The sequence below is a fragment of the Burkholderia sp. BCC1972 genome, from assembly GCF_905339605.1.
GTDB lineage: Bacteria > Pseudomonadota > Gammaproteobacteria > Burkholderiales > Burkholderiaceae > Burkholderia.
In genome coordinates this window covers 37,740-55,461 of the sequence record NZ_CAJPGH010000007.1, presented here as the reverse complement: position 1 = coordinate 55,461, position 17,722 = coordinate 37,740, and the positions used below count along the sequence as shown (strand labels likewise).

Genomic DNA, 17,722 nt, shown 5'->3' with positions numbered 1-17,722 from the left:
GCAAAATCGCCGCAGAATCGGCCAATCTCACCGAGCGCGACGCATGAAGGACGACGGCCACGGACAACCCCGAGCACCCTGTTCAGGGCGCAATCCAGCGGCCTTCGTAGCCGCTTTCGCTCAGGTCGAATACCGCTCGACGATGGCCCGCACGCGCGAGTTCGAGCCAGTCGATGCGCGTGACCGTCATGTGGATCAGGCAGAAATTTTCGTAGCCGTAGCCGTCGCCGGACGGCGCGGTGCTGTCGATTTGGGCTTCTTCCGGTGAGTTGATCGACGTGCCCGGCGGCAACGGCGCGCGGTACAGCAGCAGCGTATGCGGACGGCTGGACGCCCAGATCGCACGCCGTTGCGCTTCGTCTTCGCAGATCGACGCAACGCCTTCCGCGCGAATCTGCACGAGCGCATCGAGATCGTTCGCGACGATCGAGATGCGCGGATCGCGACGCAGCTCCGCGACTTTCTCCGAGCGCGCATCCGTATGAAACGACAGCACGCGATCGGCTCGACTCACCTGACGCAATACGATCGTCCGAACCTTCGGCGCGCCATCGAGGCCGAGCGTGGCCGCCTGCAGCATCGTGAACGGCGAGCGCTTTTCGCTCACGCCGGATTCGAGGCTGGACCAGACGCGGTCGTACGTTTGCGTGAGCGATTCGGAAGTCGAGTCGGACATGAGGCGGCAGCGATCGTCAGTGTTTCGATCACGCAAGCTTAACCGTTTGCCGCGACGGCGACTCGCATGCAATGCGGCCGCCGCGTGTGCGCTACCCGGCTCAGTTGTAGCCGAGCACGACCGGCGCGGCGTCGCCGGCATCGCTCGCCGGCTCCGTGCCGAAGCGGCCGAGCACGTCGGCCACATACTGCGGCCCCGCGCTGATCTGCGACGAGCGATGCTTCGCCGGCCGCTGGTCGCCCGCGCCTGACGCTGCACCCATCGATACCGTTTCGTTGACGGTGGTGAAATTCACGTTGATGTCTCCTCACGCGGCGAGCGCCGCACCATACGCACGCACGAGGCGCGCGACGCCTTCCCGGATCGCATCGACGTCCGGCGCGGCGAACGACAGGCGCAGCGACGCTGCGTCGACGTTGTCCGCGAAGAACGCCTTGCCGGGGACGAACACGATCTTGTTGGCGATCGCCTGTTGCAGCAGCACGTCCGACGACACCGCGCCGATCCGCGCCCACACGAACATCCCGCCTTCCGGACGATGGAATTCGATCGCATCGCCGAACCCGTCGCGCAGCGCGTCGCACATCGCGTCGCACTTGCGCTGGTACGCGGCCGTGATGCGCGGCAGATGGCGTTCGAGCGCGCCGTCGGCCAAGTATTCGGCCGCGGTGGCCTGCGTCCACGGCGCGCTGCACAGATCGACCGTCTGCTTCGCGATCACGCAGCGCCGCGCGATCTCGGCCGGTGCGATCGTCCAGCCCACGCGCAGCCCCGGCGCGACGATCTTCGACAGGCTCGCGAAATGCACGATCCAGTCGCGCGCGCCGTCCACTTCGCCGGCCAGCGCGAGCATCGACGGCACGGCTTCGCCCGCGAAACGCAGGTCGCCGTATGGGTCGTCTTCAATGATCAGGAAGCGGTATTGCACCGCGAGACGCAGCAGTTTCAGCCGGCGCTCGCGCGTGAGCGTCGCGCCCGTCGGGTTCGCGAAGGTGGGGACCGTGTAGAGCAGTTTCGGCTGCGCGATCGCGCCGGACGCGAGCTGCGCCGCGAGGCGATCGACGTCGAGGCCTGCGCCATCGACGGGGATAGTCACGATGCGCGCCTGCTGCAGGCGCATCGCCTGCAGCGTGGCCGGATAAGCCGGCTGTTCGGTCAACACGACGTCGCCGGGCGACACCATCACGCGCAGCAGCAGGTCGAGGCCCTGCTGCGAGCCGGTCGTGACGAGCAGTTCGGCCGGCGTGCACGCGACGCCGCGACGCGCCATCAGCGCGATCAATTGCTGCTTCAGTTCGGCGAGGCCGTCGGTCGGGCCGTATTGCAGGCAGCGGACGGGCTGTGCATACGCGCGCTCGGCGGCCGCGTTCAGGCCGTCGACGTCGAACAGGTCGCTGGCCGGATAGCCGCCCGCGAAGGAAATCATGCCTGGTTCGGACAGGTACTTGAACAACTCGCGGATCGGCGAGCCGGCAGGGTTTTGGAATGAGGGCGTGAACGCGTACATGTCGTCGTGAGCTGGAGGGCGCGGACGACCGGGATAGCCGTCGAGTGCCGGCCGCTGCGGCGCTTCTGGCGCCACGGCGGTGAATTCGAGCCACGATTGTCGATAGTCATTAAGGGCTCGGCAAACGATATCTATGCACTAGGTCTTGCGGTTTGGTCATTAAATGGGGGTTGGGGGGCGGCATGGTATGCCGATTGGATGCGGACTTCGGGTGCGCTACCCGAGGTCACGCATTCCCGCGCATGTCCTGCACCGCCGCTTCCGCAGCCTGGATGCCGGAGAGCATCGCCGTCGGTACGCCATACCCCGGGAACGTCGTTTGTCCGCCGAGATAGAGGCCGCGCAACCCTGCGCGATGCGGAAAGAACTTGTCAGGTGTCGTGCCCGGCGCAATCCCGTAAAGCGCCCCTTCGTACAAATGCCGCCCGTTCGCGAAATCCTGCGGATCCGATACGCGGACACTTTCGATGCAAAGGCCGGGAAGATGTGCCCGTATTGCGCCGAGATGGTCGCTGACCGCAGCCTCTGTCATCGCGCTCGTCCATTCCGATGCGGAGAGGATGCCCGTCGCCGGCGCATACAACTCCAGTACGGCCTTGCCGTTCGGCGCAAGCTCCGGCAACACCAGCGACGGACAGGTATAGGCAAGCCATTGAGGCACGCCAGGCGTCGATGCATGCAAGGCCCCCTGCTGCCGCATCGACGGAACGCGATTGGTGATGAAGGCGCGTGGCAACGTGGCGCCCGAGCCGCCAACCTGAATCGAAATCGCGCGATGCGACAGCGGTGCCGTGCGCGCCTTGTGCGCCAGCCGCCGTGGCACCGCGTGGTCGGGCAACAAGCGGCGCACCACTTCGAAACCCGAACACGTCGCGACGACGCAATCCGTCGCGATACGCTCGCCGTCTGCAAGCACGATGCCGCGTGCGGCCCCGTTCTCCACGACGATTTCGCGGACATGGGCACCGAACCGGATCGGCACCGATCGCCTCGACAGCTCGCGCGTCATCGCGGAACTGATGGCGCCCATCCCTGTACGCGGCAAATGGAATCCCTCCTCCAGCATGGCAATCAGGCCAATGATCTGCGTTGCCGGAAGACGATCGGGGGCTTGCCCGGTGTAGAGCAACGTCGATGCCACCGCCGCTTGCAGGTCTGCATCGGCAAAGTGCGCTTCGATCAGACGGCTCGCATGCCCGCTCATGCGTGGCAGATAGCGCCACAGTTTGCTCAACGTCCGCAGAAGCGAAGGCTCCTGCGGCAGCACTTCATCAACCAGCGTGCGATAGACAGGCCCCCATTGCTGATGAAGCCTGCCAAGGCCGTCGCGCAGTCGCCGTGTCCGCGAATCCGCCCGGTCGCCTTCCACATAGGACATGTCGACGCTGGACAGATGAACGGCCGTTCCATTCTCCAGATGCGTAACGTGAGGGTGGGCGACGGCCACCATCGGAACCTCGCGATCGAAGTCGAGACCGAGGCGCCGGAAAGACGCGCGAATCAGCGACGGCACCGCGACATACACCGCGCCGTTGTTGAACGTGAAGCCGTCGTTCGTCGTGGTGGAACAGCAGCCGCCGGCTTCGTCCGATGCTTCCACGACGACGACCGGTCTGTCATTGCGCGCCAGCAGCAGCGCAGCAGACAGGCCGGCCAGGCCGGCGCCGATGACGACGACGGGCTGCTTGTCATTGCGCGCCATACGATCCCTCGCGCGATGATTCGCGAATGGCTGGAAACGTATGATTGACGTGCCAGTTGCCGTCCTTCTGGATCAGCCGAACCGAATTGAGGCCCAGCGGATCGGGCGCAATTCCCCGCATGCGCGACCACATTTCCACCCAGACTGGCTTGCAGGTGACGGCGATCACGTAAGGATCGTCCGGCCCGTCGGGAAACCACGTGAACAGCGACTCTTTCCAGATACGTTGTTTCAACGCCGTGTCGGCGGAAACCACCGGAACGGTTCCGATCGTCACGTATCCACGATCAGCCATGCTGAGGAAGGACAGGCTGATCGCACTTCCCCGGCAAATCTCAAGTGCCTTGCGCGTTCTCGAATCGGTCATGAAACGAATCGTGAGGTCCTGCCCGATTTCGAGGATCTCGACGACTCGCGAGTTGATCTGACCGGATGCGTCGTTCGACGACACGAAACAGAGCGCGCAGTTACTGACGATTTCATGGGCTTGTTGAAAGAGCTGGTCGGCGTTCATGGTGGGTTGGATAGCGCTTCGGGAAAGGCTCTAAAACCAGTAAAGCGCGGCGTGCAGGCCCGCGCCAAGTGCGAACACCGCCACCATGATCCAGCTCAGGCGCGTTCTGGCGAAGAGCACGGGTTGTACAACTGCTCGCAGCAACCAAAACCCGCTTCCTGCCAGTGCAAGCGGCCTCTGGATTTGTACTGCGGCCGAGACGAGCGACACCGCGTAGACGACGAACACGTAGCTCAACATCACGTTCAGCGTCTGCGTAATGCCCTGATTGAGTCTCCCGCTTTTCTCGAGGGACTGCGGCCACCTGAACCGGCGCCAGAAGGTCAAATGGAACAACGCGAAGCCGAGGTCGTACACCGCGCTGAGCGAGAGCGATAGCGTGTGATGCATCAGCGTCACTCCTATGGCGGGTGTTGAACGTCGAAGGTTCCGAGCGGCGGCGGCCCGTCATGGATGTCGGCCGGCTCTGCAGGCAATCATTTAATGCACTTCGAGCAACTGTATACGTCGTGCATTAATTTGGCAACACGTGTCGGTGATGTTCTCTTGCATTTCCATGCACGCCGTTTCGCGGGACGCGGTTCGGCCTCGCGGATCTTGCGGCCGTGGCAGTTATAGAAGATGGCGGAGGGGGGATGAGTTGCAGCGCGCAGGGCAATGCGCCATACGCGAAACCAGGACGTGGGCAGCACCGCATCAACGCGACGACCACCCTGCAGCGGGACCGTTCTCAGCGAAGCCAAATCGGAATTCTCGCCGCGATCCAATCGAGCGTGGTGGGCGGCAGCGAGATCGACCGCATGCCGTCATACTGATCCGACGCGTCGAAGTAGGTCAACTTGCCATTGCGGACTTCGATCGGCTCGTCGCCCGGTCGCCCGCCCCAGAAAACGAACGACAACCTAGTGGCCAATGTCGATCCGTGAGCATCGGCTACGACGATTTTGATCTGCTCGTTTTGATCCGCGAAAAAGCCACCATGCTGGCTACCGCTTCCGCAGATGTTCACGATGTAGGTCCTGCCGTCGACCTGTTTGATACCGCCGTTCAGCTCGGCGTTGTAATCAAAGCGCTGACAATCGGTACCGTCAATCATGATTCCGCGAAAGCCGACCAAGTAGACGAACACCAAAAAAACGAGCGTGACGATCGCGACGCCTGCGCGCTTCGCTCGGCTGAAACGGTTGAAATTTCTGACGAGCCGGTACAGGTAGAACCCGAAGATGATCGACGGGATGGCGAAGATCGCCAGCTTCGTATGCAGGAGCGCGAAAATCGTGATCGCGTTATGCACATCAACCGGCACGAACGTCCACCCAATATCGACCACAAGGTATATGGCGATCACGGACAAGACTACTTTGAGGATGGTCATGGCCGCTTTCATTGCTCGGCCGGAATGGTTCTGCATACGGTGTCAATTTTCAGAATGACCGGCTTGTCCAGCTTGATGAGTTTAGGCTTGCTGTAGACCATGAAGTCGCCGCCACGATTATGCACCGACCTCCAGTCCCGGTACGTCTTGTTATGCACCGGCCAGTAGACATCCTTCGCTCGAAATTTCCGAAAGCGACTGGTTCGTTTGTCGATCGGCTTATCGACCTCTTCTCCCTCAGGGAGATAACGCGACCGCTCAATGTTCGAGTTTCCAACGTTCAAGTTGCTGCTCTCGAAAAGGTCGTTGGCGACCGCGACGTAGGACAAAACCATTCCGTTCTTGTTCCAATGACCGAGGTACTGGCTCTTGGAAGGCGAGTCATCGTTGAACGAGTAGCTGTCCTTGATGTAGACATAGACGTGGGTAATCTGCGCCACCGGATCGAGACAGAATATCTTGCTCTCGCCTTCGTACTTGTAATAGCGCTCGCCAGTAACGGTCGCCTTCCCGATGGCGGCGTAGAAGCTGAAGTTCGCCAGAGCGCCGGTCAGATCGGTCACCGCGATACCATCGAGCGTATCGAAGGAGGATACCGGTTGGAATTGGAATCCCCACGCGATGTGAAACTGGAGTAGATCCTTGAGAAAGGGTGAAGTGTCGACGGCGATACCTGCCGCGTTCAACTGCCCGGCCGCGAAACTCGTCTCGATCACGGGTACCAAGGTTTTCGTGGCTTCTAGCGCAGCGAGCGGCGTGTAAATCGCTTGCCGCACGAGTTGCTTGAATCGCCAGGATGCACCGCGAAATCTCAACGCCCATTCCAGAGTGACTGTCGTGTCGTCGATCGGCTGCGGTGAGTTGAGCTTGTTGTTGTAGACATGCTTGGGGCTCGCCAACCACTTTCGCGCCAACTTGGCCGAAATTGGCCAGCCCTTCTTGTCCATCGCGTTGGGGATGTCCTGCAGATCGAACTCGGGCAGCTTGTCGACTTGCTCGGCGTCTTGAGGCTTGTCGCTCGGCTTTAGCTTATCCGGCGGTTTGGCCGGTGCTGGAGCACGGGCTGGCGGCTTCTTCGCTGCAACTGGATCGGCTACCTTGGGCGGAGGCGGCAGTGGCTGCTCATTTGGCGCAAGCCTGGCGAACGAGATCTTTTGCTGCGTGTCGATGGGAACGCACCCGACGGCGCCGGAGTAGCATTTCCAATGCTTGCCGGAATATAAAAGTCGCGGTTCCATCTGGTAATACGGGACTTTCTTGAAAACTGGCATGGGTAGATAGCACCTCTGAATGAATCGGCGCAAAAATAATCGATACCCAAGCAAGTTCACAATAGTAATGAAAACAACTGTTAAATCGGTCCAAGTACGCGAAAGTCGTGAAAATTGGGACAATTCTCAAAAGGCATGTTGCCGTATTGGCCTATTCCGCCTTGGTGCTGCAACACTAGCGATGGCAAGGAGCACAAGATATCCTTCCCTCCAACGATCGTTGACTGGATGCGGACACGCATGCCGCTCTTCAATCACGTTGGTCTGACCTGGCGATGCTCATCGAGCACCGCACATCCCCTGCACATCCACCTTGAAGGGTTCACATGGAATACAACATCCATCGAGAAGTACCCTCAGTATCGACATATATCGAGATTCGTCTTGCTGCGGGGTTGAGCCGAAAGTCCGAGCAAGCTGCAACGATCGGATTGAAGAATGGCCTTTTCAGCGTCGTGGCGTACTGGGGTAGCGTTCCGGTCGGAATCGGCAGGGTGATCGGTGACGGTGGTTGTTTCTTCGAGGTCGTGGATATCGCAGTATTGCCGACTCACCAGAAGAAGGGCGTAGGCGATCTGATCATGCGGGCACTCATGAACTACATTCACGAGAATGCGCCGCCGACTGCCTATGTCAGTCTGATGGCGGATCACGGGACGCCGAAGTTCTATGAACGCTATGGCTTCCAGCCGTCGGTACTTCCCGAGAAAGCGGGTATGTTTCTTCGCATTGAATGACGCGGGTTCGTGTCAGATCAAACGTAGGCCTCTGCATGGCGCCGGATGACGTCCAGCGTCACGCCCCAATAGAGCACCAGATGCTTGCGGATGGTGAGCGTCGGGAAACCGTGCATCGTGAACGAGAGCGTCGTGCCGCCGCAAACGGGCTCCAGCGCGAAATCCAGCGTCGTGTAGCTGGCCGGCTCGTCCGGCAGGTTTGACAGTGTGCTCAGATGCGTCCAGCTAAAACGCCGCGGCGGGTCCCAGCGCAAAATGCGGCCACGGTTCTCGAACGGCACGTGCTGCCGGCCGCGTACGACGATCGAGCCACCTGCGCGTCCCTCGTGCTCGACAGACACAGGCATGGCGTCGTCGCCCATCCACTCTGCCATCCGCGACGGCTCGGCAAGGCTGTTCGCCAAGACCTCGATGGGCGCGGCGACGAAGATCGCACGTTCAACGGGCTCATCACACAGATGATCGGATGTCGCGCTCATATGGCCTCGGAGATATTTCGTGTTCGGCATGGGCATGGCCACCGAGGGCAGTCTCTGGCCGGAGGTCGCCAGCCGCCGCCCTGCGCCGCTCGACCGGTTGAATCCGCGGCCGAACAGGGTCCGCCAACTTGCTCAGTCGTTCAACTGAATGCGATAGCGAAGCGTCTCAGCGAATCCGTAGGCTGCCGGTTTTCTGAAGCGCTCGATCAATACACCTTTGCACGCAACGACTACCTTCTGCGAGGCGATATTCTCCGGATCGACGGTCAGTTCGACATAGGGCAGACCTTGTACCTTTGCTTCGCCCAACATCAAGTTGAGCGCCTGCGTGGCGTAGCCATTGCCCCTCTTCCACGGCACAACCGAGAAGCCGATATGTCCGAGTACGTAAGATGGCAATTCGGCGGTTCCGACCTGCCAACGCAATCCGATTGCGCCGCTGAAATCACCGTCCCATATCCAGCGGACAATGCTCGGGAGTCGCGCGATAGTCGAGCCATCGGGTAAAGGAATCGGACCGCCAGATGCAGTTGGATCGTCCAGTCCGTCCACGAATCGCTCGGCATCTACGTCAATCGCATCCAATTGTTCGCGCGCAGCGATCTCCTTACGGACATTGTCAGGTGACCATCCGGCCTCAAGCGCTGAAACGTAGCTCGGCAACAAAGCGGTCGTAGGCCTCAACAGTTTGATTGCGCTCATGCCGATTGATCGAAGCGTGTCTGGGAAAGATGATTGTCGACCGTTCAATCGGCAGCGTCGAGCGTTTCAAAATGGCCGAATGCCGATAAACAAGGGGGCGGCCTTAGCCGCCCCATAACAACCAATCAATCAGCCCGCCACACCCCGATTAGCCTCGATCACCGTCAGCGCAGCCATATTCACGATCCGCCGCACGGTGGCGCTGGAAGTAAGAATATTCACCGGCGCATTGACGCCCAGCAGGAAAGGCCCCACCGCCACATTGCTCCCCGCCTCGGTCTTCAGCAGGTTGTACGCGATATTCCCCGCATCCACGTTCGGACAGACCAGCAAGTTCGCCGCCCCCTTCAACGGCGACATCGGCAGCAGCTTCGCCCGCAGCCCTTCGTCGAGCGCACAGTCGCCATGCATCTCGCCGTCCGCCTCGATATCCGGCGCCTGCTCGCGCACGATCTCCAGTGCCCGGCGCATCTTCACGCCCGAAGCCGCACTCCCCGACCCGAAATTCGACCGCGACAGCAGCGCGACCTTCGGCGTCAGGTTCAGCCATTCCATCTGCCGCGCCGCCGCGATCGTGAATTCCGCGATCTGCTCCGCATCGGGGTTGTCGTTGACGTGCGTATCCACCAGCGCGACCGTCCGCTGATCGAGCAGCAGGATGTTCATCGCCGCGTAGGTCGACGCACCGGGCTTCTTGCCGATCACTTCGTCCACGAACCGCAGGTGATTGTGATACTCGCCCACCGTCCCGCAGATCATCCCGTCCGCGTCGCCGAGCTGCACCATCATCGCGCCGATCAGCGTCAGGCGGCGGCGCATCTCCACGCGCGCCATTTCCTTCGAGATACCGTCGCGGCAGCGCAGTTCCCAATACTTCGTCCAGTACTGCGGGAAGCGCTCGTCATACTCCGGATTGGTCACTTCGACATCCTGACCGAGTCGCAGGCGCAGGCCGAACCGCTCGATACGCGCCAGCAGCACCTCCGGACGCCCGACCAGAATCGGCCGCGCGAGCTTCTCGTCGACGATCACCTGCACCGCGCGCAGCACACGCTCGTCTTCGCCTTCGGTGAACACGATCCGCGCCTTGCCGCCGTCACGCACCAGCTGGCGTGCCGTCGCGAACAGCGGCTTCATAAACGCGCCCGAGTGATAGACGAACTGCTGCAGCTGCTCGACATACGCGTCGAGGTTCGCGAGCGGACGCGTCGCCACGCCGCCTTCCATCGCCGCCTTGGCCACGGCCGGCGCGATCCGCACGATCAGGCGCGGGTCGAACGGCTTCGGAATCAGGTATTGCGCGCCGAACGACACGTCGTACGCACCGTAGGCCGCCGCGACGACTTCATTCTGCTCTTCCTCGGCCAGCCCCGCGATCGCGTGAACCGCGGCGATTTCCATCTCGCGCGTGATCGTCGTCGCGCCCACATCCAGCGCGCCCCGGAAAATGTACGGGAAGCACAGCACGTTGTTGACCTGGTTCGGGTAGTCCGAGCGGCCCGTCGCGATGACGACATCGTCGCGCGTCTCGTGCGCCAGTTCCGGGAAGATTTCCGGCGTCGGGTTGGCCAGCGCGAGAATCAGCGGACGCGCCGCCATCGCCTTCAGCATCTCCGCCGTGAGGATGCCGCCGACCGACAGCCCCAGGAACACATCCGCGCCGCCGATCACTTCGGCGAGCTTGCGCGCATCGGTTTCCTGCGCGAAACGCGACTTGGCCGGATCCATCAGCGTGGTACGGCCGCGATAGACGACGCCCTCGATGTCGGTCACCCACACGTTTTCCACCGGCAGCCCGAGGTCGACCAGCAGGTCCAGGCACGCCAGCGCGGCCGCACCGGCGCCCGACGTCACGACCTTCACTTCCTTGATGGACTTCCCGACGACCTTCAGCCCGTTGATGAACGCGGCGGAAACGGTGATGGCCGTGCCGTGCTGATCGTCGTGGAAGACGGGAATCTTCATGCGATCGCGCAGCTTCTGCTCGACCGTGAAGCATTCCGGCGCCTTGATGTCCTCGAGGTTGATGCCGCCGAACGTCGGCTCGAGGCCCGCGATGATGTCGACCAGCTTGTCCGGATCGGTCTCGTTGATCTCGATGTCGAACACGTCGATGCCGGCGAACTTCTTGAACAGCACGGCCTTGCCTTCCATCACCGGCTTCGACGCGAGCGGGCCGATGTTGCCGAGGCCGAGCACGGCGGTGCCGTTCGTGATCACGCCGACCAGGTTGCCGCGGCTCGTGAAGCGGTGCGCCTGCAGCGGATCGGCGGCGATCGACTCGCACACGCTCGCCACGCCGGGCGTGTAGGCCAGCGCGAGATCGCGCTGGGTCACCAGCGGCTTGCTCGCCACGACCGAGATTTTCCCGGGGGTCGGAAACTCGTGATAGTCGAACGCGGCCTGCTGCTGTGTCTCTGTCTGTTTCATGTTTTGGGTCCCGGCGTGGGCGCCAGGCCAGTCCCGGCGCGATCCATGAGGGTGATTCTAGGGATCCGCCATAACGTGATGATTCTGTTTTAATATCGGTCCATCACTTTTTCCTGATGAATACATGACCAGTCAATGAATTTTGACGCAAACGACGTGGTCAGGCGGCTCGGCGCTCGTCTGAAGATTCGGCATCTGGTGCTGTTGCTGCAGATCCAGCAGCACGGGTCGCTGACGCGCGTCGCCGAGCACATGGCCAGCAGCCAGCCGGCCGTGACGAACGCGCTGTCCGAGCTCGAGAGCATGTTCGGCACGCCGCTGTTCGAGCGCTCGTCTCGCGGCATGCGGCCCACCGCGCTCGGCGCGGTCGTGCTCGAGCGGGCGAAGGCGATGATCAAGGATCTCGACCACCTCGCCCGCGAGATGGAGGCCGTCGCCGCCGGGCATGCGGCCCATCTGCATATCGGGGTGATTCCGTTCATCTCCGGGCAGATGCTGTCGGCCGCACTGAAGCGGCTGCAGGCGCGGATGGAGCGGCGGCTGACCGTGACGATCCACGAAGGCACCAGCGATCAGCTGCTGCTGCAGCTCAGGGACCACAGCGTCGACATCGTGATCGGGCGCGCGTCGTCGGCGATCGACCTGGGCCAGGTGTCGTTCGAAGTGCTGTATCAGCAGCAGCCGCGCATGATCGCGAGCCGGCGTCTTGCGGCCAAGCTCGCGCGCACGCCGCTGGATTGGCACAAGCTGCACGCGCTCGACTGGATTCTCGGCGCGCCGCATACGCCGATGCGCGAACAGGTGACCGACCTGTTCCTGTCGGCCGGCATCGCGCCGCCCGTGCCGATCGTCGAAAGCTACTCGTCGAAGCTGATCGGCGAAATGATCGCGTCGAGCGACGAGGCCGTGTCGATCGTGCCGGCCGATATCGCGGAAGAACTGGTGCGGATCGCCGGCGTGGCGATCGTGCCTTATTCGCTCGTGTGGACGCTTCCGCCGATTGCGCTGTTTACGCGCTCCGCCGATTCGCGTTCGCCCGCGCGCGATCTGCTCGTCGAGGCGCTTCGCGCAGTGTGCAAGGAGACGTACGGGGACATGCAGCGATAAGGCGCTACTTGCCGGCGGTGAGGCGACGCAGGATTTCCGGACGCTCAGAGGCCAGCACGTGGTCCCCGCCCTCGCCGTTGTCGTAGCGCTTGCTCGTGCGGTAAGAAAAGCGCTTCGCGTATTGATTGGCGACAGGATCGAACACCCATGCGTCGACTTGGAAGAAGTGCTTGTCGAAATGCACTTCGCCCTCTTGCCACTCGGCGTCCGCCCGGACAAACAGCGGATACGGCGACACATCCGGCAGCTTCCACATCGCGCGGTCGGCCATCTCCGTCTGGGTGACTTTCGGCATCAGGTTTTCGATCTTGCCGTTCGCGCCGATCCGCAAGATCGCCACGCGCTCCAGCATTCCGCTGCCGCCGCCCGAGAACATTCCCGAGAAGAAGACCCACGAGCCGCCCGATGCGATCGGCAACCGCTCGGACTTCGGATCCAGGCCGAACTGGTACAGTTCCTTCGAAGAATGGGGAAGCGGCGCCGGCGGCATCTCGAAGCACGGGGCGTGGTCGGGGAGGATGCAGAGCTTGACGCCGGACAGCGGGAGACCATCGCTGTCGAGCTTGCCTTCCGTCTGCGTGAAGCGCGGGAATGCGGATTCGCTGGGGGCTGCCTGGACGTCGGCGATGCCGACGACTGCAAAGCTCAAGATCACCACGAGCGTCTTACCGGTCCTGCGCATACACCACCCTCTCTTTGATTTTTTGAATGACGCGGATTGTCGACGATTCGGCAAGCTTGTGCCGAAAATCATTGCCGGTTTCACTTCGTTTGACGAGACGCCTGCGAGAAACCCGTCAGTGATCCAGTCGACAGTTGATCCGCCGGCTTCTCGTACAACGACCAGTCACGGCCGTCCGACTTCAACCCGACGCGGACAAAGCCAAGCGATTCGTAATAGGCGCAAAGCTTTGTGTTTTCCGCTGCACAGTCGAGACGAACGAAACGCCGGTTCAAGGCGCTCACCTCGTGAGCGCACCAGTCAAGCACGAAGCGGCCAATGCCGTTCCCGTTGAAACCTTGCCGTACACATAGCCCGTGCACGTAACCGGCGACCGGTTCTTGAGGCCCCCAGTGCTGGTCATCGCCGAAACTGAGCGAGAACGTCCCGACCAACGTGCCATCCTGTTCGACGACATACACTGCTTTCTCGGCGACGTTGTTTCGTACCCACCGCTCGGAGAAACCGTCGCCCTCCTTGCCCCACACATAATCGCCATGCGCGACTTTCTTTGCATGTGCATCGTTCCGGATCTGCGTAAGCGCCGGTACGTCGTCTGCTGTCGCTCTGCGGATGCTTTTCGAATTCATCGCTTGTCTTTCCGTTGAGTCGTCGCGGTGTGGCACCACAGCCTTCATCTCGCCAGCCCAGCATTCGCAATAGCAAACGTGACGATCTTAAGAAGTCGTACCCTGGAACCATCGCGAACACGGGCCCGTATAAATCAGCACGGTCGCAATCGCATTAGCGAAAAATGACACTTCGATCAGGTTCACCCTGAACGGGAACTTCACCACGATGAAGGCCAGCGTCGTGACAATCGTGAGCATCAGCTCCAGCGTTCGCGCCAGCTTTTGTCGTTGGCAAAGGCCGATGATCAGGATGGCGTTCAGGAAAAGCCAGAAGGCCTGGACCACGGCGAGAAACGCACTCCCGTGACGCATAAGCGTCGCCTTTTCCGCGGACACTTCGCCAATTTGGCTGTAACCCACTATCTGAATCTGAAGCCAGACTGTAAACGCGACCTCGATGAGCCAGACAATCGCGAAAAGCGCGACGGCATGACGGATCTGCGGCGGCGCGTCCGCGTGAAACGCCGGCATGGCCTTCAGTTTGCTGATTGGCATTGTGTTTTCGGGAGGCCGACGGCCCCCGCCCCGGGATGTGCTTCTATTGTCTGCACCGCATGCCGACATCACTCTTCTGTGTGTTTCGGCTGAGTGTAGCGTACCCGCTGTCCGATTCGAAAGATCGTCCGAAGCTGAAGCGTCCGATCATTCGCAACAACAAGACTCACCGCCCTTGATGCTCCGCGATCGTGACAACGCACAGCGCATGATCAGCGATCTGATCGCGACCGTAGATTTGCTCGCATGTCGACAAGCCCGCATAGAGATGTTCGATCGTCGGCATGCCGATCCTCACCGCTCGCAATCTGTCATATCCCCGAATACACTGGTTGCGATCCAGCTCGTATGTCGACGGCGAGTGTTTCAGAACAGGAAACACCGGAAAGGCCCTCGGTAATTGCTGCGGTGCGATCGGCGAACTGGGCAGGACCGACGACGTACTCGCAACGAGGAAATCGTCAAAGCGAATCAACGCGGATACCGCCGCCTGCGTGCAATATTCGTAGGCGGCCTCGGGCGATTCGTCGGGGGATGGAGCCGGAAAACTGAAAATCATCCCAAGACCAAAACGAAATGGTGGCTCGCCGAAGAAGGGGCGTTGAGCAAAGGGAAACTGCGCAGACGCATCAACCGTGTGCATCACCAGAATCCAAAGCAGCAGGTATTTTCGCAAGACCAAGTGTTCCGATTCGAAATGCGCTGTCGAGTCAGTCAGGCGCAGACTCGATTCCGAGTGCAAGCGTGACTCGCGGCCCCCTAACCGAGGGATAAGTAAATCCCGGCGCCAGCAACGAGGATGAACAAAAGCGCAATGACCAGGCAAACAACTCGCCGGACACTGCGCAGGCGAGCCGACCCGAAATACAATCCAGCCACGCCGACACAAAGCGTCACTGGCCAGTATTCAACACCCGCGGCAAGCACCACCATGTAGAAAGGCCATTCGATGGTCATTTCGCTCATCGCGACACGCTCTCTTGTGTGTTTGGTGCGTCACCCCACCACCTGATGACACACCACCTCGATATTGTGCCCATCCGGCCCGATGACGAACGCCGCGTAGTAGTTCGCGTGATAATGCGGCCGCACCCCGGGCGCGCCGTTGTCCTTCCCGCCCGCCTCCAGCGCCGCGCGGTAGAACGCATCGACTTGCTGCCGATTGTCGGCCACGAACGCGATGTGGAGATGCGCCGGTTTCTCGTCCGACTGGAACAGGCACAGCGAAGCCTTGGCGGGCGTACTGATCTCGATGCCGTAGGAAGGCTCGCCCTCGCCCACCGTCACGGCACCGATCGGCGCAAGCGCCTTGAGGAAAAACGCCTTGCTGGCGGCAAAGTCGCTGACACCGAATTTGACGTGGTCAAACATGATATCCCCTCGGATAGATGGGCTGGCCTGCACCCGGGTGTAATGTCGAGACCACCGCGATGGTGCCATACCCTGCCGGCGGCAGTACACCTCTTCTCTCACCCGCTCACCCCATACCGGGCCGTCACGTCGCGCTACGTGACATTGTCGAGATCCGTTGGATACCTGACGATCGCATGTCTGTCAGCTTGCTTATCTGAAAGGATTCGAAATGCCAGTGAGCACTGCCACGCCGGGCTTCCTGCGACGCGCATCCGGCTCGCGATCATTCGATCGCCGCCAGCACCCGCTCGAAAAAATTGGCCCGCGCCGGAAAGCGCGGGCCGAGCGGAAGTCACCAAACACCTTGGGGGGGACAAGGCGACACCAGTCTAGCCCGATCCATCGGAGAGTAAATTTCATACGGGATTACAGCTATTACTTCATATGACGAAGCAACGGCTGGCATCGTCGACGCCGTGCACCGCATTGCCGGGTTTGCTATCGTCCGATGGCATGATGCTCCAACCCTCCTCACCCACATCGAAGAAGGCGGCCCAATGATCGACCACGTCTACCTCTCCGTCACCGACATCGACAAGTCGCTGGCCTTCTACGCCGAAGCGTTGAAACCGCTCGGCTGGCGCATCTTCGGCAACTACGACTCCGCGTCGGGCCCCGAGGGTGTCCCCGATCTCTATGGCATCGGCGACGACGTGTACGGCAAGGGCAACGCGGTCGGATCAAGTATCTGGCTGCGCCAACGCAAACCCGGCGAGACGGGGCTGTACCTCGGGATCGTCTGCGATTCCAACGAACTGGTCGATGCCGCCTACGCAGCAGCGATCCAGGCCGGCGGCATCGACGAGGGGAAACCAGCGGATCGCACCTACTTCGCTCGCGGCTACTACGCAGCGAACGTCGCCGACTTCGACGGCAATCGCCTCGAGTTCGTCCACAAGGCATGGAACCCGAAGCGACACGCATAGCACCAGCGGTGGCGCAAGTCGGACGCGCGCGGGCTCAAGTCAGCACGCGCCACCCAGATGCTGCGTGAACCATTCCACGGCCGCCCGACTGGTTGCGTCGAAGTGCTCGATATACGGCGTGAAATGACCGCCCTTGATCTGCAGCAACCGCTTCGGTTCCAGCGCGTTTTCCCACGCCTTGAGGCAAAGGTCGGTCGGCGTCAGCACGTCCTGGTCGGCGACGATCATCAGCAGTGGCGTCGGCGAGATGCGGTCGACGTACTGGCCCGGTTCGTTCTCGCGGGACATCTCTGCACTGCGTAACGTCACTTCATTTCGCCAGCGCGGCGCGAACTGCGCGGCCGATTCGGTGAAGAACCGGTACGCATCCGCGCCGGCCATCGCACAAGCAGCCGACGGGTCGGCACTGACGGCCGGCATCATGGCAGGCGCGCCGCCCGCGAAGCGCTGCCTGCGATCTTCATCGAAGCGCGCCAGCATTGCCGGTACGAGATCGGAACGCGTGCGGCGCAAGCCCGACTGATACCCGCTGATCGTCGGCACCTGCGACACCACGCATTTGACGCGCCGGTCGATCGCGGCGACTTCGAGCACGTGGCCGCCGCTGTAGCTGGTGCCCCAGATACCGATGCGTTCGGCGTCGACCTCTGCGCGCGTCAGCAGATAGCTGATCGCGTCGCGATAGCCGCGCTTCTGTTGCACGGGATCGATTTCCTGACGGGGCAGCCCGTCGCTCGCACCGAAGTTCTTGTGATCGTAGAGCAGCACGGCAAAGCCGCTGGCGGCGAACACCTCGGCGTAGCGGTCCAGATACTGCTCCTTCACGGCCGAGAAGCCGTGCGCCATCACGATGGCGGGATGGGCCTTCCCGTTGGCGGTGCGCTGCGCCGGTTCGTAGAACCAGCCCTGCAGCGTCGTGGATTCGGACGAAAATTCGATGTCGTGGCGCGTCATGTCGGCTTGCCTCATTCGGTCGGTGGGTTCGATGACCGACACGATAGGCCCGCACGCCAAATCCCGCGTGTTGCGGTAAGA

General features: G+C 61.6%; 21 protein-coding genes. 3 read left to right on the top strand and 18 right to left on the bottom strand.

Going from position 1 to position 17,722, the window contains the following annotated elements; all coding sequences use genetic code 11:
* Positions 1-82 precede the first annotated feature (82 nt).
* From U5798_RS12865 to U5798_RS12830, 8 genes are all read right to left on the bottom strand, one after another.
* Positions 83-676 carry a pyridoxamine 5'-phosphate oxidase family protein gene (locus U5798_RS12865; RefSeq protein ID WP_322082229.1) on the bottom strand — a complete coding sequence of 198 codons (594 nt, stop codon included), beginning with the start codon at positions 674-676 and terminating at the stop codon, positions 83-85.
* Positions 677-776: 100 nt separating this feature from the next.
* On the bottom strand, positions 777-971 hold the full coding sequence (locus U5798_RS12860; protein WP_322082368.1) for a hypothetical protein: 195 nt from the start codon (positions 969-971) through the stop codon (positions 777-779).
* Between the two features lie 12 nt (positions 972-983).
* On the bottom strand, positions 984-2,183 hold the full coding sequence (locus tag U5798_RS12855; RefSeq protein ID WP_322082365.1) for a PLP-dependent aminotransferase family protein: 1,200 nt from the start codon (positions 2,181-2,183) through the stop codon (positions 984-986).
* Between the two features lie 226 nt (positions 2,184-2,409).
* On the bottom strand, positions 2,410-3,885 hold the full coding sequence (locus U5798_RS12850) for an NAD(P)/FAD-dependent oxidoreductase (RefSeq protein ID WP_322082228.1): 1,476 nt from the start codon (positions 3,883-3,885) through the stop codon (positions 2,410-2,412).
* Positions 3,872-4,399 (bottom strand): pyridoxamine 5'-phosphate oxidase family protein, encoded by a 528-nt coding sequence (locus U5798_RS12845; protein ID WP_124451486.1) that lies wholly within the window; start codon positions 4,397-4,399, stop codon positions 3,872-3,874. The genes U5798_RS12850 and U5798_RS12845 overlap by 14 nt, the downstream gene beginning before the upstream one ends.
* 30 nt (positions 4,400-4,429) lie before the next feature.
* Positions 4,430-4,789 carry a hypothetical protein gene (locus tag U5798_RS12840; RefSeq protein WP_322082227.1) on the bottom strand — a complete coding sequence of 120 codons (360 nt, stop codon included), beginning with the start codon at positions 4,787-4,789 and terminating at the stop codon, positions 4,430-4,432.
* A 340-nt stretch (positions 4,790-5,129) separates the two neighbouring features.
* Positions 5,130-5,774, bottom strand: a complete 645-nt coding sequence (locus U5798_RS12835; RefSeq protein WP_322082226.1) for a hypothetical protein — start codon at positions 5,772-5,774, stop codon at positions 5,130-5,132.
* A gap of 8 nt (positions 5,775-5,782) precedes the next feature.
* Positions 5,783-7,045, bottom strand: coding sequence for a DUF6402 family protein (locus U5798_RS12830; RefSeq protein WP_322082225.1), 1,263 nt, complete (start codon positions 7,043-7,045; stop codon positions 5,783-5,785).
* A gap of 326 nt (positions 7,046-7,371) precedes the next feature.
* On the opposite strand from U5798_RS12830, the gene U5798_RS12825 reads away from it, so the two are divergent.
* Positions 7,372-7,782, top strand: coding sequence for a GNAT family N-acetyltransferase (locus U5798_RS12825; RefSeq protein ID WP_124451492.1), 411 nt, complete (start codon positions 7,372-7,374; stop codon positions 7,780-7,782).
* A gap of 17 nt (positions 7,783-7,799) precedes the next feature.
* On the opposite strand, the gene U5798_RS12820 is transcribed toward U5798_RS12825, so the two are convergent.
* The 3 genes from U5798_RS12820 to U5798_RS12810 all read right to left on the bottom strand — a co-directional run bounded on the left by U5798_RS12820 (position 7,800) and on the right by U5798_RS12810 (position 11,393).
* Positions 7,800-8,291 (bottom strand): SRPBCC family protein, encoded by a 492-nt coding sequence (locus tag U5798_RS12820; RefSeq protein WP_322082224.1) that lies wholly within the window; start codon positions 8,289-8,291, stop codon positions 7,800-7,802.
* Between the two features lie 102 nt (positions 8,292-8,393).
* Complete coding sequence (locus U5798_RS12815) at positions 8,394-8,963, bottom strand: GNAT family N-acetyltransferase (RefSeq protein ID WP_124451496.1); 570 nt, start codon at positions 8,961-8,963, stop codon at positions 8,394-8,396.
* Between the two features lie 129 nt (positions 8,964-9,092).
* Entirely contained in the window at positions 9,093-11,393 is a 2,301-nt protein-coding gene (locus tag U5798_RS12810; RefSeq protein ID WP_124451498.1) for an NADP-dependent malic enzyme, read from the bottom strand.
* A 135-nt stretch (positions 11,394-11,528) separates the two neighbouring features.
* Here U5798_RS12810 and U5798_RS12805 point away from each other — a divergent pair, with 135 nt between their 5' ends.
* Entirely contained in the window at positions 11,529-12,500 is a 972-nt protein-coding gene (locus U5798_RS12805) for a LysR substrate-binding domain-containing protein (RefSeq protein ID WP_124451500.1), read from the top strand.
* A 4-nt stretch (positions 12,501-12,504) separates the two neighbouring features.
* Here U5798_RS12805 and U5798_RS12800 read toward each other — a convergent pair whose 3' ends face one another.
* The 6 genes from U5798_RS12800 to U5798_RS12775 all read right to left on the bottom strand — a co-directional run bounded on the left by U5798_RS12800 (position 12,505) and on the right by U5798_RS12775 (position 15,719).
* Positions 12,505-13,182 carry a hypothetical protein gene (locus tag U5798_RS12800; RefSeq protein ID WP_124451502.1) on the bottom strand — a complete coding sequence of 226 codons (678 nt, stop codon included), beginning with the start codon at positions 13,180-13,182 and terminating at the stop codon, positions 12,505-12,507.
* Between the two features lie 80 nt (positions 13,183-13,262).
* Positions 13,263-13,811, bottom strand: coding sequence for a GNAT family N-acetyltransferase (locus U5798_RS12795; protein ID WP_124451504.1), 549 nt, complete (start codon positions 13,809-13,811; stop codon positions 13,263-13,265).
* Between the two features lie 87 nt (positions 13,812-13,898).
* Positions 13,899-14,348 carry a hypothetical protein gene (locus U5798_RS12790; RefSeq protein ID WP_124451506.1) on the bottom strand — a complete coding sequence of 150 codons (450 nt, stop codon included), beginning with the start codon at positions 14,346-14,348 and terminating at the stop codon, positions 13,899-13,901.
* 166 nt (positions 14,349-14,514) lie between these two features.
* Positions 14,515-15,024, bottom strand: coding sequence for a hypothetical protein (locus tag U5798_RS12785; RefSeq protein WP_124451508.1), 510 nt, complete (start codon positions 15,022-15,024; stop codon positions 14,515-14,517).
* An 83-nt stretch (positions 15,025-15,107) separates the two neighbouring features.
* The gene (locus U5798_RS12780; RefSeq protein ID WP_124451510.1) at positions 15,108-15,314 is read right to left on the bottom strand and encodes a hypothetical protein; all 207 of its coding nucleotides are present in this window, start codon (positions 15,312-15,314) and stop codon (positions 15,108-15,110) included.
* A gap of 30 nt (positions 15,315-15,344) precedes the next feature.
* Complete coding sequence (locus U5798_RS12775) at positions 15,345-15,719, bottom strand: VOC family protein (protein WP_322082223.1); 375 nt, start codon at positions 15,717-15,719, stop codon at positions 15,345-15,347.
* Between the two features lie 539 nt (positions 15,720-16,258).
* Here U5798_RS12775 and U5798_RS12770 point away from each other — a divergent pair.
* Positions 16,259-16,687, top strand: coding sequence for a VOC family protein (locus U5798_RS12770; RefSeq protein ID WP_175901115.1), 429 nt, complete (start codon positions 16,259-16,261; stop codon positions 16,685-16,687).
* A 39-nt stretch (positions 16,688-16,726) separates the two neighbouring features.
* Here the strand turns inward: U5798_RS12770 and U5798_RS12765 are convergent, their stop codons facing one another.
* The gene (locus tag U5798_RS12765) at positions 16,727-17,641 is read right to left on the bottom strand and encodes an alpha/beta hydrolase (protein WP_322082222.1); all 915 of its coding nucleotides are present in this window, start codon (positions 17,639-17,641) and stop codon (positions 16,727-16,729) included.
* Positions 17,642-17,722 lie beyond the last annotated feature (81 nt).